The 15,717-nt window shown below is 35.7% G+C and carries 17 protein-coding genes and 1 riboswitch; of the genes, 12 read left to right on the top strand and 5 right to left on the bottom strand.

The window, feature by feature from the left end; translation table 11 throughout:
- Nucleotides 1-8: 8 nt before the first annotated feature.
- Nucleotides 9-545 (bottom strand): 3-hydroxyanthranilate 3,4-dioxygenase, encoded by a 537-nt coding sequence (locus ACT5E3_RS23110; protein ID WP_444995924.1) that lies wholly within the window; start codon nucleotides 543-545, stop codon nucleotides 9-11.
- An 11-nt stretch (nucleotides 546-556) separates the two neighbouring features.
- Complete coding sequence (locus tag ACT5E3_RS23105; protein WP_444995923.1) at nucleotides 557-985, bottom strand: RidA family protein; 429 nt, start codon at nucleotides 983-985, stop codon at nucleotides 557-559.
- Nucleotides 986-1,527: 542 nt separating this feature from the next.
- Between ACT5E3_RS23105 and ACT5E3_RS23100 the strand changes: the two genes are divergently transcribed.
- The 3 genes from ACT5E3_RS23100 to ACT5E3_RS23090 are packed head-to-tail and all read left to right on the top strand — an operon-like array spanning nucleotide 1,528 to nucleotide 2,845.
- A complete protein-coding gene (locus ACT5E3_RS23100; protein WP_444995922.1) occupies nucleotides 1,528-2,043 on the top strand; it encodes an RNA polymerase sigma factor in 516 nt (171 codons plus the stop codon).
- Complete coding sequence (locus ACT5E3_RS23095; protein WP_444995921.1) at nucleotides 2,040-2,492, top strand: hypothetical protein; 453 nt, start codon at nucleotides 2,040-2,042, stop codon at nucleotides 2,490-2,492. Before ACT5E3_RS23100 ends, ACT5E3_RS23095 begins: the two co-directional genes overlap by 4 nt.
- A complete protein-coding gene (locus ACT5E3_RS23090) occupies nucleotides 2,489-2,845 on the top strand; it encodes a YbjQ family protein (protein WP_444995920.1) in 357 nt (118 codons plus the stop codon). Before ACT5E3_RS23095 ends, ACT5E3_RS23090 begins: the two co-directional genes overlap by 4 nt.
- A gap of 95 nt (nucleotides 2,846-2,940) precedes the next feature.
- On the opposite strand, the gene ACT5E3_RS23085 is transcribed toward ACT5E3_RS23090, so the two are convergent.
- Together ACT5E3_RS23085 and ACT5E3_RS23080 are read right to left on the bottom strand one after the other, a co-directional pair.
- Entirely contained in the window at nucleotides 2,941-5,439 is a 2,499-nt protein-coding gene (locus ACT5E3_RS23085) for an ExeM/NucH family extracellular endonuclease (RefSeq protein ID WP_444995919.1), read from the bottom strand.
- 195 nt (nucleotides 5,440-5,634) lie between these two features.
- Nucleotides 5,635-7,314 (bottom strand): glutamine--tRNA ligase/YqeY domain fusion protein, encoded by a 1,680-nt coding sequence (locus ACT5E3_RS23080; protein WP_444995918.1) that lies wholly within the window; start codon nucleotides 7,312-7,314, stop codon nucleotides 5,635-5,637.
- Between the two features lie 256 nt (nucleotides 7,315-7,570).
- Nucleotides 7,571-7,682, top strand: a riboswitch (TPP riboswitch).
- 86 nt (nucleotides 7,683-7,768) lie between these two features.
- Between ACT5E3_RS23080 and ACT5E3_RS23075 the strand changes: the two genes are divergently transcribed.
- The 6 genes from ACT5E3_RS23075 (at nucleotide 7,769) to ACT5E3_RS23050 (ending at nucleotide 12,755) form a co-directional block, all read left to right on the top strand.
- A complete protein-coding gene (locus tag ACT5E3_RS23075; RefSeq protein WP_444995917.1) occupies nucleotides 7,769-9,976 on the top strand; it encodes a TonB-dependent receptor in 2,208 nt (735 codons plus the stop codon).
- 45 nt (nucleotides 9,977-10,021) lie between these two features.
- Entirely contained in the window at nucleotides 10,022-10,282 is a 261-nt protein-coding gene (locus tag ACT5E3_RS23070) for a YkoF family thiamine/hydroxymethylpyrimidine-binding protein (RefSeq protein ID WP_444995916.1), read from the top strand.
- Nucleotides 10,279-10,908, top strand: a complete 630-nt coding sequence (gene pnuC / locus ACT5E3_RS23065) for a nicotinamide riboside transporter PnuC (RefSeq protein ID WP_444995915.1) — start codon at nucleotides 10,279-10,281, stop codon at nucleotides 10,906-10,908. The genes ACT5E3_RS23070 and pnuC overlap by 4 nt, the downstream gene beginning before the upstream one ends.
- The gene (locus ACT5E3_RS23060; RefSeq protein WP_444995914.1) at nucleotides 10,868-11,746 is read left to right on the top strand and encodes a phosphotransferase; all 879 of its coding nucleotides are present in this window, start codon (nucleotides 10,868-10,870) and stop codon (nucleotides 11,744-11,746) included. Before pnuC ends, ACT5E3_RS23060 begins: the two co-directional genes overlap by 41 nt.
- A 75-nt stretch (nucleotides 11,747-11,821) precedes the next feature.
- Nucleotides 11,822-12,070 (top strand): hypothetical protein, encoded by a 249-nt coding sequence (locus ACT5E3_RS23055; RefSeq protein WP_444995913.1) that lies wholly within the window; start codon nucleotides 11,822-11,824, stop codon nucleotides 12,068-12,070.
- Between the two features lie 172 nt (nucleotides 12,071-12,242).
- Complete coding sequence (locus ACT5E3_RS23050) at nucleotides 12,243-12,755, top strand: TrmH family RNA methyltransferase (RefSeq protein ID WP_444995912.1); 513 nt, start codon at nucleotides 12,243-12,245, stop codon at nucleotides 12,753-12,755.
- 65 nt (nucleotides 12,756-12,820) lie between these two features.
- Here ACT5E3_RS23050 and ACT5E3_RS23045 read toward each other — a convergent pair whose 3' ends face one another.
- On the bottom strand, nucleotides 12,821-13,540 hold the full coding sequence (locus tag ACT5E3_RS23045) for a YebC/PmpR family DNA-binding transcriptional regulator (protein WP_444995911.1): 720 nt from the start codon (nucleotides 13,538-13,540) through the stop codon (nucleotides 12,821-12,823).
- 231 nt (nucleotides 13,541-13,771) lie between these two features.
- On the opposite strand from ACT5E3_RS23045, the gene ACT5E3_RS23040 reads away from it, so the two are divergent.
- From ACT5E3_RS23040 to ACT5E3_RS23030, 3 genes are read left to right on the top strand one after another with little or no spacing between them, the layout of a single operon-like run.
- Nucleotides 13,772-14,272 carry a hypothetical protein gene (locus ACT5E3_RS23040; RefSeq protein WP_444995910.1) on the top strand — a complete coding sequence of 167 codons (501 nt, stop codon included), beginning with the start codon at nucleotides 13,772-13,774 and terminating at the stop codon, nucleotides 14,270-14,272.
- Nucleotides 14,273-14,293: 21 nt separating this feature from the next.
- The gene (locus tag ACT5E3_RS23035; protein WP_444995909.1) at nucleotides 14,294-14,533 is read left to right on the top strand and encodes a hypothetical protein; all 240 of its coding nucleotides are present in this window, start codon (nucleotides 14,294-14,296) and stop codon (nucleotides 14,531-14,533) included.
- A gap of 28 nt (nucleotides 14,534-14,561) precedes the next feature.
- Entirely contained in the window at nucleotides 14,562-15,677 is a 1,116-nt protein-coding gene (locus ACT5E3_RS23030; protein WP_444995908.1) for a DUF1513 domain-containing protein, read from the top strand.
- Nucleotides 15,678-15,717: the final 40 nt, after the last annotated feature.

The following is a 15,717-nucleotide window of genomic DNA, read 5'->3' as shown; positions in this document are numbered from 1 at the left end:
CTCACCATTTACTGGTTTTCAAATTCATATTGATTATGTGGCATCAAAGTGCCACATTGATCACAGGTTCGTAATTCTTCACTTGATAAAAAGCGAGTAAAAACCCCACCAAAGTCATTTTCAATATCTTTTAAAGGAAAGCTTTCTTCATAAAGTTTGTGGTTACAGTTTTCACAAAACCACATTAATGCATCAATTTCTTTGGGTCTACGAACTTGCTCAATCACTAAACCAATTGAATTTTCAAAACGGATGGGTGAGTGTGGAATATTAGGAGGCAATAAAAAAACTTCACCTGCTTTTATTGGGTAATTGACAACTTTTCCATGCAGTTGAGTTTTTAATAACATTTCACCTTCTAACTGGTAGAAGAACTCAGGGCCTTCATTTAAGTGATAATCTTTACGGCCGTTAGGACCTCCAACAACCATAATAATCATATCGCCTTCTCGATAGACTTCTTTATTGCAGATAGGTGGCTTCAGTTTATCTCTGTTTTCATCGATCCATTTTTGGAAATTAATAACTTGCATTGGTGCGCTCATGATCGAACTCCTTAATCTTTAATCGTTGCTATACACTTGAGTTCAATCGCAATTGGTGTTGGTAAGCAATTGATTTCAACCGTTGTGCGACACGGTTGATTGTCTGCAAAATACTCTGCATATATAGCGTTGTAAGTTTTGAAGTCATCAGCCATGTTGGTTAAAAACACAGTAACGTCAATAAGCTCCATCCAGCTTGAACCAGAGCTTTCCAGTATTGTTCGAACATTGTCAAATACACTCCGGCATTGGGCTTCAATATCGTAAGTTTTTATAGAACCATCGTTGTTCAGTGTGACACCTGGTATGTCCGTAGTTCCTGCTTTTCTAGGACCTACACCAGAGAGAAAAAGTAAGTTGCCCACTTGGCGGGCATGAGGATAAAGACCTACGGGTTTCGGGGCTTTATCCGTGCTAAATTTATTTTGCACAGATGACATAATAATACCTAGTAACTATTTGTTTTTTAATAGAATTAAAGTTTATTAATAAAAATAGATTAACTATTTTACTCGTTCGCTTGATTGTTGGTGTGTATGTTTATGTTATGAGAATAGCACAAACGCCCACAATGGGCTGAGGGCCCTAGAATTATAAGAAGGGGTTAGTTTAAAATAAATTTGCAGCCATGCTGACTGGCGAATATATTTAATGATGTTTTTTCGTTTGGAGTAAAAAACATTAAGCTTTGGTTAGCTCTTATTGAAACATAACTGAATACCATACTAATACTTAAAGAAAAAATTGGCAATATCTGTCTATCACTAATTTAAAAAAATGTGCAAATTATTAGGTAATTGGTTGGAATATATAACCTCAGTACCCGTTAAAGTAGGATTAATGTTTTAATGGAAAGTTGTTTTAGTGGTGTTTTTTAGCTCGTTTCAAGTATTTAAAACACTAAATTGAGATACCACTTTGGCTCTATTTCGCGTAATATTTGATGGTTATATCAAAAATGACAATGATAAAGGAATACGCCATGCAGGTGTCCGAAGAATTTGAAGAGTGCAGAAGGCAAGCTTACGCGTTGGCGTTGAGGTTATTGAATAATCATGATGATGCACTAGAGGTTGTACAGTCTTCTATAGAGAAAGGAATTAACCATCCTGGTGCGCCTGCGCTTGATCATATGGAATTTAAACCTTGGCTATTCACTGTCGTTCGAAATAAATCAATTGATATATTACGCCATCAAAAACGAGTCAAAAAAGTTGAACATGAAGATTACCATTCAAACGCGCCGATAGGTTCTGAACCTGATAAACATTTACAGAGAATGCAGCTAAAAGAAACTTTGGAAAATGCGATCAATCGTTTGAATATGCAACAAAAAGAAATCATTTTACTGCGAGACTATCATAACTTTAGTTATGCGGATATTGCCAAAATTTTAGGTATTGCCAATGGATCCGTTATGTCGCGTTTACACCGCGCCCGTATGGCATTACGGGAGATACTCATCAAAGAAGGATTTTCTTTGGGAGGAGAGCAATGAGCGAACCCATTTTAAGTACAAGTGAAGAACAGTTAGAAAAAATTTCAGGCTTTCTTGATGGTGAGTTGACACAGCAAGAAGCGCAGAAAATTTCATTACTGATTGAAACCGATCAAGAATATAAGCAATTATATGATGAGTTATCGATGATGCGCTATGAAGTACAATCGTTGAGTTTACAGGAACAAGAATTAGAGCATTTAGATAGATTATTTAAAGAGCCGGTAGCTAAAATTTCTCGTATTTTTGGATTTGCATTAATTGCAATTAGTGCAGTATTTATTATAGGTTTAACTTTTTTTAAAATATTCTCAAATCCAGATATTGGAATGTTAGAGAAGTTATTGGTGGGTGCTGTAGGAAGTGGTAGTTTGTTACTGCTTTTTAGTGTGTTAAAACAAAGAATCAGTAGCGCTAAAAATGACAAATATAAGCGAGTGAAAATATGACTAAAGTAATTTTGTCTACCACAGAATTTATTTATGGAAAGCAAATTGTTAAACATTTAGGTCTTGTTAGAGGGACTAGTATTCGAGCTCGACATGTTGGACATGATATTTTAGCTTGGTTTCGAGGAATTGTTGGTGGTGAAATTCACGAATACACTAAGTTGTTAGCTGAAAGCCGCGAACAAGTGTTAGATAGAATAATGCAAGATGCTGCTGAGCTCGGAGGGAATGCCATTGTTGGTTTACATTTTTCTACTTCACAAATTACCGCAGGAGCAGCTGAATTGATGGTGTATGGAACCGCTGTGGTTGTTGAAAATGCGCAAGATTTATTGGATGAAGTACCTGATTAATAGTCAAGTGTGGTTACACACTTGACTGAGCTGGTTTTTATAAATTATTTATTTTTTAAGTTTTTAAGTTTTTAAGTTTTTAAGTTTTTAAGTTTTTAAGTTTTTAAGTTTTTAAGTCGAGTATCGATAATTGCTCTAATAACAATCTCCAAATCGTTGATATTAATTTGTCCATCACTATTTAAGTCATAGCGCTGTTCTGTTTCTCCTACGTTTTTATTCAAACGTTTTAACAATGGAAATATATCTTTAATATTGAGTTGATTATCAAAGTTTATATCTGCCTCAGGTGTTAATTTAAGTGCAACAATGATTGGATCATGGTCTGATGCACGATAGGGATCTTGATTGAATAAAGTGACTTGCTGAGTTGCTGATTTGTATTCAAGGTTATAGTCTAAAATACGAGGCTCATCGGCATTGATATGCCACACTTGTGTGTCGACTATTTGTGGAGTTAACTGTAAATTAGCCAGCGCATGATCGAGTGTACCGACTTGTCCAAAAAATACATAAGAATAGTTTTTTGGACCAATATATTTTTTCAAAAGATTGGTGTAACCTGAAGATTCTAAAGTCGTGACAGGATCTTCCATTGCATAAGCGTTTAAATCACCAATGATCAATGTATCGTTATCAATCGAGCCTGTTGGTTTAGTCGCTAACCACTGATTAAGTTCTTGAGAGGCTTGCGTACGAAGTTGATTCCAACAGCCTTGCCCATCATTTTGATCAGCATTGGGATCTTGGGCATCAGAAGGGCAGCTTCCTTTCGATTTAAAATGATTGACAACTATAGTGAATTCGCCATTACTTTGTTTGGTGCGGAAGCTTTGGGCTAATGGTTGGCGATTTTTAGTGGCAAATACGCCTGTTGATAAACTGACTGCACGACCATTTTGGGTTATTTTTTCTGAGTCGTAGATGATACCAACGGTTATAGCATCAGTTCCGATTAATGTTGTATCTGGTGAAACAAATTGATACTGTTTTCCTGTTGTTGTATTAATCCCGTTGATTAAATCTACAATTGCACTATCACGATCAAAACCATCATTTTCAATTTCCATTAACCCAACTATGTCTGCGTTCATTGCGGCAATAGCAGCGATAATTTTATCTCGTTGTCTAGCAAATTCTTCTGCGTTATCAGCTCCTCTTGGAGTTGGATAACCACCACCTGAACCATCACCGTTAAAATAATTAAGTACATTGAAGCTAGCCACTTTTAGTGTATTCGATTTTAATTCAGGGGGATTTGTTCGCTGATTCGTTGGTTGAAAATCAGGAAGGGTTGTTGGCTGAATACGGTAAGCGCCAAAAGCTTGGTGCATTATACCTTGAAGGTTAGTGACCGTATCACCGCCGCGCACAGTATTAAAGGCACTGAGTTCAGGTTGTGGAAAAGGTATTAACTCGGGGTTTTGTCCTGTACGCCCATCATCTAAAATAATTCTGTTAAGATTGTTCGATGCTTGCATTTCATTGGCTGCTGTACCAGGAGATACGACGTTGGTTGGATTGATTAAACGACCGTTTGATAAAACTAATTCGCCATAGCGTCCTAAGTTATAGTTTTCAGAAACGGTTAACGTTTGATCAAATATTACAGCCATTCCTTCAACATTTTCAGCATCATCATACGACATCAATGGTAGGGTGAGTTTGGTCGGTGTAACCAAGTTATTGGTTGAGCAAACTTCAACATGAGTAACATTACTGATTTGAGTCATATCTTTATATTCAGATGCAGTCCCTGTGACTCTAACTTTATCGCCTTGACTAACTTCAACAGTCATCGCTGGGTCATAAACAAATAGACCTTCTGAGGTTTGGGCGTTATTATCTTGATCGGTATCTTCTTCTTGAATAAAAAAACCGTCTAGTTGAGTGCTTAACTGAAAGTCTCCTACTACAATTCCTTCTATTACTACCGAAGAACCAGCTATAGGGCTCGATGAGCCATTACCTTGCACCTCATGGATAAAGTTAGCGGTCTCATCACAGTTTGAGCCACTTGGCGGTGGTGTGTCGGTTAGCAAGCCAAGGTTATCGAAAGTGTCATTATCAAAGCCGTCCCATTGTTCTGCAGGAACAAATGTATCACTTGTATTTGCGTCTGTACTAACCGGATTTAGGCGGCGGCGTAGCGTATTATTTTGAGTACTAATTAGTCCGCTTCCCCACTGGCTACCAGGATCAAAGCCAACCTGGCCAACATTGTCAATAACGGCATTACCGCTAGTTAAAACAATAGCATCATCGCCATTAAACCAGCCGGAACTTTGTGTTTGATTGGCAACGGCTAAAATTTCACTACTTGCTTTGGTATGTGCTAAAACATAGACTTTATTCGAAGCTAGTGAACCTGATAAATTAATCGTTAAACCAACCGATGAATTGCCATTAAAATACATTCTGATCTGATAATTGGATAGATCAATAGTATGACCTGTTAGGTTGGCAATTTCTATTGCTTTGTTATTACTGCTACCTTCAATATATTCAGAAATAAATAAATCATCAGGTGTAGCAAAAAGTGGTGAAGCACTTGTTGCATATAACATTGCGGTGGTTAATAAGAGGGATTTCATAAACGTCTCCAGTTAAATATTCATAGGTGAAAAATTGATTTGGAGAGTACTGTTACTTAACTATATGACAGAGGAGTGAATTTACCTCAAGAATTGATTCTAGAAGATGACGGTTTTATGATGATGTTTTTTAAAATAAAAAGCCCAACTAATTATGCTGGGCTTGCGTATTTATGTTTTAAAATTTTTAGTGTTTTATTTTGTTTCTTTAGCTTCTATCTTAGCCCAACTATCTCTTAGGGTAACTGTTCGATTGAAAACTAATTTATCCGTTTGGTGATCGTATCTGTCAGCGCAAAAATATCCTTCTCGTTCAAATTGAAAGGTATCTTCTGGTTTGGCATTTGCCAAACTCATTTCAACTCTTGCGCCATCAACTACTTCTAATGAATTGGGGTTGATTGTCGTTAAAAAGTCATCTGCAGCAGCAGGATTAGGGACATTAAATAGACGGTCATATAAACGAATTTCAGCAGGTTTTGAGTGTGATGCAGACACCCAATGAATCACCCCTTTAGGCTTATAACCTTCAGGATTTTTGCCTAAAGTATTTGGATCATAAGAACAAAGCAACTCAGTAATGTTACCATCAGCATCCTTTATGACATCATCACAAGTGATTACATAAGCATTTCTAAGCCTCACACTTTTACCTAAAACTAATCGTTTATATTTTTTGTTTGCTGATTCTCTAAAGTCAGCTTGATCAATATAAATTTCTTTAGAAAAATAAATTTTACGTTCACCCATTGATTCATTTTGAGGATGATTTGGGGCCATTAATTCTTCTGTTTTATCTTCAGGATAATTGGTTAAAGTAATCTTCAATGGCTTGAGTACGGCCATTGCTCTTGGGGCTTTTTCGCCTAAATCTTCTCGTACAGAATTTTCCAATAAACTCATTTCTACCGTGTGAACTTTTTTCGTGACACCCGTTCGGATCACAAAGTCACGAATAGCAGATGCGGTGAAGCCCCGGCGTCTCATACCTGATATGGTTGGCATGCGTGGGTCATCCCAGCCATTCACATAGCCTTCAGTGACTAATTTGTTAAGCTTTCTTTTGCTGGTAATTGTATGTTCTAAATTGAGTCGAGAAAACTCAATTTGTTGAGGGTGGCAATCTATGGATATATTGTCTAATACCCAGTCATAAAGGGGGCGATGATCTTCAAATTCTAGTGTGCATAATGAGTGAGTTACACTCTCTAGCGCATCCGAAATACAGTGTGTAAAGTCATAAGTAGGATAAATGCACCATTTGTCGCCAGTGCGGATATGGTGCTGGCGTTTTATTCTATAGATAACAGGATCACGCATATTCATGTTGGGCGAGGCCATATCTATTTTGGCCCGTAGTGCCATAGCACCATCTGCAAAATCGCCAGCACGCATTTTTCGAAACAGTTCTAAACTTTCGCTATTGGGTCGATTGCGGTAAGGACTATTTTTGCCTGCTTCAACTAAAGTGCCACGGTAGCTTTTCATTTCATCTGCACTCAGCTCATCAACATAAGCTAAATCTTTTTCAATTAATTCTTCAGCGTATGCATATAACTGATCAAAATAATCTGCAGCATGGCGTATTTCACCTGACCATTTGAAACCTAACCATTGAACATCTTCTGTAATTGCTTTGGCATAGGCTAGTTCTTCTTTAGCTGGGTTTGTATCATCAAAACGTAAATTACAATGGCCATTATAATCTTGGGCAAAACCAAAATTAATACAGATTGATTTTGCATGGCCCACATGTAGAAATCCATTAGGTTCCGGTGGAAAGCGAGTTTGAACTGACTGATGTTTTCCTGACTCCAAGTCTGTATTAATAATGTTACGGATAAAATTAGCCGGTTTTGGTGCTTCAGTACTCATTGAATATCAGTCTCTTAATTAATCGCTTATATCTTTTAGTTTCTAAACTTCACTGTGGAATTAAGCTGGTCATTTTAATTTCTAAACGATTCTACCTGTATTAACAGGGAAGAATGTGTAAACAATTGAAGATTTTACCTTAGATTCTACTAATGGCGTAGCCAAAATTAGATAAAACATGACATTTATCTCTGTTCAGCTGTTAGCCTTTCTACCTATTTACTTGGTTTGTGTACCTGGCTTGGTTATAATGCGACCAATTCCTGAGGGGAGGTCTTTAAGGACCTGAGATATCGGCTTGCTTTACCGGTAGACCCTTTGAACCTGATCCGGGTAATACCGGCGTAGGGACAGGTTGCTAGCTTGTTTATTAATTTCAAGTTTTGCTTATCCTCCTTGCTCGACATTTCGGATCATCGCTACTTTGAGTTATGTTTTGGGGAGTTTTTATATAATGCGAGCTGTTTCTTTGTCTGTATTGTTTGTTTCAACAAGTCTGCTATTAACACCAATAGAACTTTTAGCTGAAAGTAGTGATATTTCTAAGAGTGATTTAGTTGATGATAATAAGCTTATCGTTACCGCTGAATTAAAAGATGAAAACATAATGCGGGTGCCTAGTAGCATTACTATCATCGATGATGAAGTCATTCAGCTTAGGAATGCACAACATTTTTCTGATTTGCTGAATCTTGCTCCTAACATTAATTTCGCAACCGGTGCTTCTCGTGGTCGTTTTATTCAAATTCGTGGTATTGGAGAGCGCAGTGAATTTTCTGAGCCAGTCAATTATTCTGTTGGTGTTGTTGTTGACGGTATTGATTTTACAGGAGTTGCTACTGGGGCTACTTTATTAGATATTCAACAAGTAGAGGTTTTGCGTGGACCACAAGGGACTTTGTATGGTGCAAACGGTTTAGCTGGATTAATTAATTTAGTTTCAAACTCTCCAACTGATAGTTTTTTTGCTAATGTGACTACGAGTGTGGAGGAGTATGGTGGATTTGGTCTTTCTGGCATTGTCAGTAACTCACTATCTAAACAACTGGGTTACCGGTTTGCTGTCAAAAAATATCAGAGCGATGGTTATATGGATAACCTTTATTTAGATCGAGATGATACCAATAATCTTGATGAAATGAGTCTGCGAGGAAAAATAGTTTTTCAACCAAGTGAGCAACTGACATTAACCAGCAATATATTTTTAACCGATGTTGATAATGGTTATGATGCTTTTAGCTTAGATTCTAATCGAAATACTTATTCTGATAACCCTGGGCATGATAAGCAAGATACTCAAGCGGCTTCTTTTATTTTGGATTGGCAAATAAATTCAATGAAGCGACTAGAAACAATAGTGAGTTTTGCTGACTCTGATTTAGAGTATGGCTATGATGAAGATTGGAGTCATCCTGGTATTTGTGATAACACTGCTTGCGACTCTGAAATTTGGGGATATGACTGGTGGTATGCTTCTTTTGATAATTTTAGCAGAGAAAATGAAAACCAAAGTATTGATGTGAGATTACATTCAGACACTACTAGCACAATTTCTGAAGATATGAGGGGGGCTAGTTGGGTTATTGGTTTTTATTACCGTAATCAAACAATGGATTTATTAAGAGAATATACTTATTTAGACAATCATTTTTCTAGTCAATTTGATACAGCCAATAGTGCGATATATGGTCAAATTAAAACCCCACTATCAAACCAGCTAAATATTATTGCAGGTTTAAGATTTGAAAAAAGAGATGCTGACTATATTGACAGTAATGATGTGATGTTTAATCCAGATGAAAATTTATGGGGAGGAAAAATTGCCATTGAATATCAGTATGATACTGACAAAATGATTTATGCTCTAGTTTCTCGAGGATATAAAAATGGTGGATTTAATACTGAGGGAAGCCTTAATGAAAAAGATCGCGAATATGACACAGAGTTTATGTGGAACTATGAAGCTGGTATAAAAGGTTACTGGTTTGAAAAATCATTAAGGTTGCAAACATCTGTTTTTTATCAAGATAGGGATGATGTACAAATTAAACAATCAATTGTTCGTTCTTTAGCGGATGATCGAGCAATTCAGGAAGGCGGAGAGTGTCCTTGTAGTTTTACTGACTATACTCAAAATGCAACAGCGAGTAAAAGCTATGGTGTTGAGTTTGAAGCTTTATGGAGAGCATATGACGATTTGAGCGTCTATTCGAGTTTAGGTATATTGAAAACTCAATTTGAAGACTTTCAAAGCTTTACACACATACTTGCTGATCTAGAGACGATACCACCGGTTCCTTATAATATGAATGGGCGTGAACAAGCTCACTCTCCAAGCTACCAATTAGTCTTAGGTAGCCATTATTTTATTTCTGAAAACTGGCGAGTTAATCCTGAAATAGAAGCAAAAGATAGCTTTTATTTTTCAGATCGCCATGAGGAAAAATCAAAGAGCTATGCAGTTTTTAATTTAAGATTAAGTTATATACAAACTAACTGGCAGGTTAATTTATTTGTTAATAACTTAACGGATAAGGATATTCAAACACGCGGCTTTGGCAGTTTTGGTAATGATCCGAGAAAATTTTATGAGACGGAGCCTTATTACCAATTTGCCGCGCCGAGAGTTGTTGGTATTTCGGCTTCTGTAAACTTTGAATAAATAGACTTTTATCTTGACCAGTAAATAATTGATAGGGGAACAAGAATGAAAATATCTTTAGAAATCAGTTTGTATCCATTAGACGATGATTTTTTAAATATTATTACTGATATTGTTGAAAGGTTAAACGCTGATACACAAGTATCAGTATTAACAAATACAATGAGTACGCAGGTTTTTGGAGAGTTTGAAGCTGTCATGTCGCTGTTAAATGAAACGGTACGTTATTCCTTTGAAACTTACGGTAAACAGGTTTTTGTTGCAAAGTTTCTTAACAGTGATCTTAATCCCAAAAATAAATTATGAACGAAACGTTTCAGCAGTTGGGCCAGCAACTCGTTGCAACTTCAGTCGCTGAATGGGTTGCCGTTTTGCTTGCTATTGCATATTTGATCTTTGCTATTAAAGAAAGTGTCTGGTGTTGGCCTGCTGCATTTTTTAGTACAGCTATTTATAGTGTTCTTTTTTTTGATGTAAACCTTTACATGGAATCGTTATTAAATGTTTACTACTTGATTATGGCTATTTATGGTTTTTATCAATGGCATTTTAAAAAATCAGGCCAGGTTGTAAAACCTATTATTCAGTGGTCAATAAAGGTACATACAGGTCTTATTATTACTGTATTAATATTGGTGTTTATTTCAGGCTACCTATTACAGAAATATACGGATCAAGATTTTGCTTATTTAGATTCTTTAACCACCTGGTTTGCAGTTATAACAACTTATATGGTGGCGCAAAAGGTTTTGGAAAACTGGACTTATTGGATGGTTATTAATAGCTTTTCTATTTTTTTGTATTTACAAAAAGGATTTGTGTTAACAGCAATACTTTTTATTAGCTACCTTATTTTAGCTGTTATTGGCTGGTTAAAGTGGAAACAACATTATGAAAGAGAAATCACTTCAACCAAGGTGGTGGCAGCATAGTCGTATTGCTTGGCTGCAACTTCAGAAAACTTTAAGCGATCTAACTGGCTTTCGAGATCATGCTTCGGAGTTATCGATTACTGATGAATGTACTTTTTTGAATCAAGAAAATTGGTGCAAGGTTGTTGGTGGAGCTACTAATATTAATTATCGTTTACGCTTACCAACACAGTCACTATTGATTCAAGTGATTAATCCTGATAATTTACCTCAATTACCGGGGGAGGATTTTTGCGCAATTAATCAAATTTTATCGGAACAATATTTTCTCAATAATTGGTTAAAAAAATGTTGGTTCGAATCTGAAAATATTCGTATTTTTGATTGGGTCGAGATGCCTACTGCTAAGGTTGAATTATTTCAACAAAAAGGCTTTGTTGAAGCGCTATCTGTATTTTTAGTTCAACTCCATAACTCTCATGCAGATTTACCAGTGTTGGATATTCATGAACACTTGCAGAGATATTATCACAATGCTTTAAAGAAAAGTCATCATTCAAAAAATGAGTTACAAAGGCTTCTCGATAAAGCCTTATTATTAGCCCAACATTTTTCTGCAACAAACCTTTGCCACAATGATTTATCCCCAGGTAATTTGCTATTTAAAGATAAGCTGGTTGTGATTGATTGGGAATACGCCACAATAGGTGATCCTTTATTCGATCTGGCAGGACTAAGCATTAACTTTCAATTAAACATGCGGCAAGAGAAAAATCTTATTCTGAACTATTCTGAAAAAAGTCGTGTTAACTTCAATTTTGAAAAATTTAATAAAATGAAGCAGTTATATCCTATTGTTGAACAGCTTTGGTCATACGCAAACAATCCAAATAATTAATTAAACAATTTATTTACCGCAATTCAAATAATTGAACTATATTTATAAGATGTATTCTGGTCAGATGAGTTTATTATGAGAAGTTCTAATTATTTGCGCCAATCCAAAAGACGCCAAAATCGTTCTGTAATTAACCAACATCAAGATTTTCGAGTTGATGATAAAGTTATTGGTAAGGATACACTGGCTAGTTTAATGGATGTCACAGTAACAAGTGTTGAACGTTGGATTAGAGATGGAATGCCCGTTGAACAGCGTGGTGATTATATTAATGAATGGGTTTTTGATTTAGCTGATGTTAAACAATGGCATCTTAACCAATAACTTAAAAGGGAATAAACAAGCTCTCTATTTGAGTTTAACTCATTTTTGATAAAATTTGCTTTTAACTAAAAAAACATGAGATATTGATATTGGTTTTCATTATTTTTTGTTGCTAAGAAATATGAAATCTTGGTAAACAAAAATATAATGACAATTTGAATAGAGTATCACATTGAAGAATATTCAACTCGCGCATCAGCATCATCAATCGAGTAATCAAAAACATCCACTCAGTCTATTGTTACACGACATGAATATTCCAGCTAATGTCGGGAGTATTTTTAGAATAGCTGATGCAATGGGGGTAGAAAAAATTTACTTAACTGGAACGACAGTTTCTCCACCCAATAAGTTAATCAAAAAAACATCTAGAGCAACTGAAAAATATGTAGCCTATCAATATCGAGAGGATCCTATTGAAAATATAGAGTATTTGAAAGCGTTAGGATATTTAATTATTAGCTTAGAGATCACTTCATCAAGTATAGATATTAGAGAGCTAAAATTCAGCAGCGAACAAAAAGTATGCTTAATTTTAGGTGCTGAAAATACAGGGGTTTGCCAGACTTTATTGGATTTATCTGACTACACTGTACATATTCCTATGTTAGGCAACAACTCATCAATGAACGTTGCTTCTGCTTGTTCAATTGCTGTCTTTCAAATGATTAATGAATATAAATAAGCTACAAATAATAAGAGGTAGCACCAGATTACTTTATAAATAAACTGGTGCCTAATGACATCATTCTATGCTATTTCAGCATTGTGATAAATGTTTTGTACATCGTCTAGGTCGTTTAGCATTTCTAAGAATTTTTCAAACATAGCGATATCATCACCTGCGATAGTCGTTGATGTTTGAGGAATAAACTGTATTTCATCTACTTCAAATTCAATTTCACCAAAAGTATCGATCAATGCTTGTTTGGCTTTAAAGTATTCGTTGTGTGGTGCGAAAACTGTAATATTACCATTTTCATTTTCAATATCTGTGACGTCCACATCCGCTTCCATTAGTGCATCTAGCGTTGCTTCTTCGTCATCACCTTTAAACACCAAGATAGAGCAGTGATCAAATAAATGGCTAACACTACCTTGAGCGCCAATTTTGCATTTTGTTTTGGTAAAACATACTCGAACATCACCAAAAGTACGATTAGGATTATCAGTTAAACAGTCTACAATAACCATGCAGTTTCCTGGGCCGAATCCCTCGTAGCGAGCTACTGCAAAGTCTTCGCCTGCACCGCCTTTGGCTTTTTCGATTGCTTTTTCAATAACATGACTGGGTACTTGGTCTTTCTTTGCACGATCAATTAAGCCTCGCAAAGCCAAGTTTCCATCAATATCATGTCCTCCAGATTTTGCACACACGTAGATTTCTCGACTATATTTACTATAAATTTTAGCATTGGCATCGGAGGTTTTTGCCATAGACTCTTTTCTATTTTGATAGGCTCTGCCCATAACATATTCCAACTAAGAAACTTAAAAGAAGATAATTCTACAGATAAGCCTATGTTTAGGGAACCTTTTAGCTGACAAAATCGATTGGTTCGGCCAATATTTGAGCCAATTATCACAAGTTTTATCATGATTTATGAAGACCAAAGAAACTGTGTGTTAGATGACAAGTGGTAAAAGAATGATATATAGTAGGAGGAGTTTAGCTTGATTTTTGCTGAAAGGAGGCGACTTTTGAAAATCAAATTAGCATTAATAACTTTGAGTTTAGTCTTTATATTAAGCTCATGCAGCCGAATTAACCAACTAACTTTTCCTGCTCATTCTTTATCTTATAATCAAGCAAGCCCTGGCATAACGGTCCATAGTCGAGGTATTAATTGGGCTAGAAATGGGGGGAATTTATCATTCACTATTCAAAGGCCAGGTAATTATCGAAGTGGCTCTGTTGAGTTGAAGTTTTTTTATCAAGTGGTAAATGATACTGCAGGAACAATTATGCTAACTGTAACGCCAGTTAGTTTTGAACATGGTATGAGTTTTGAAACCTATGGTTCTATTGGAACAGGGGCGATTAATGCGCCAGAAACAGTTAATACGCTTTATGAGCAAAACATTACGATTGAGTCTGGAAATGCTTTTAACCCGAATGCTCAGTGGTGGTATTTTGAGGTTTCTCGACAGGGAACTTATCAAGGCGAAATTCGGCTAATGTCTATAGGTATAAATTATTGAAGAAGATCAAAAAATATTAATATGAAGTATGAAATAATAACAAAATCGTGGTCAAAGAGAAGAAAAATAGATGATGAAGAAGTCATTAAGGACATTCAACTCATTGACTTTAAAAAAGAACATAACCATTTTTGTAAAATGTTGGTGATTTACCAAAATAAAACAGAAAAAATATTATTAGCAAGAGTTATTTATAATGAAATCAAGCAACACTGGAGTGTGGATGGAATGAGTGTTGCCATACGACTACTAGAATTTTAGCCTGTTAATTATTTTTGAGAAAAATATAATGAAATTAACCCGCCGAGAATTTATCTTAGCAAGCATGTCTGCAATGTTAACTGCCTGTACTCAGTCGACTAGTCATAATAACGGCAATATTATTTTAGGTGGAGGGCAATATATCAAAGATGGTGAAAAGCAGATCAGTTTTGTACTTTCAGTAGTTAATTTAGAAACTAAGGTTCGTGATTTAACACCTATGGTTTTTCTGGCACATGGTATTCACCGAAATCCAACGAATAAAAATCAGCTCGCTATTTTTGAAAAAAAAGGGCCTCATGCCTGCGAGTATGATCTCTCTAGCCGAAAAATCACTCGAAGTATTCCTAAAATTAATAATCGTTATTTTTATGGTCACGGAGCTTACTCTTTAGATGGAAAAATATTATTTTCTACTGAAACAGAACTAACCGGTTTGAATGGCTTAATTGGTATTCGAAATAGCTCTGATTTAACTTATCTTGGTGAATTTCCTTCGTATGGGAAAGAACCACATGAATGTAAACTAATTGATAATGGCAAAACTTTAGTGGTGACTAATGGTGGTGGAGATAAAAATGGAGAGCCACCTTCTGTTACTTATATTGATGTAAATTCACAGAAATTGATTGAAAAAGTTGAGTTAACCAGAGCTGAATTAAATACTGGCCATTTAGCTATTGGGGAAAAAGGAGATCTTGTTGTGGTTTCTGCACCAAGAGCGGGTTTAGGAAAAGAGCACTTAGGTGGAGTGAGTATTCGGCCAAAAGGACAGCGCTTAGAATCTATTAGCAATCCTGAAGCCGTTACTCAAAAAATGTTAGGTGAAGCATTAAGTGTTAGTATACATAATAAAAAAAGAATTGCGGTGGTAACTCACCCCGACGGTAATATGGTAACTTTTTGGTCTATTGCTGATAGAAAATTGTTAAAAGTATTAGATATGCCTCGACCTAGAGGTGTTGAGTTAACAGTTGATCAATCACAGTTTTTAATTAGCTATGGCAACAATGCTAATTTAGCGACTGTATCTGTTGATACGCTTGAGCTTGAACAGTCTGCTATTATTTACAGTTCATATATCACAGGTTCACATATTTATAATTGGTCACGTGAAATGAATGAAATTTTTTATCCTGGTTAAAGTTAATCAAAATAATCATATAAAAATATTTATTAATTTT

The sequence above is a fragment of the Aliikangiella litoralis genome (assembly GCF_052495765.1).
Note: the sequence above shows the minus strand (reverse complement) of the source record. Positions and strands in the feature narration are given on the sequence as shown.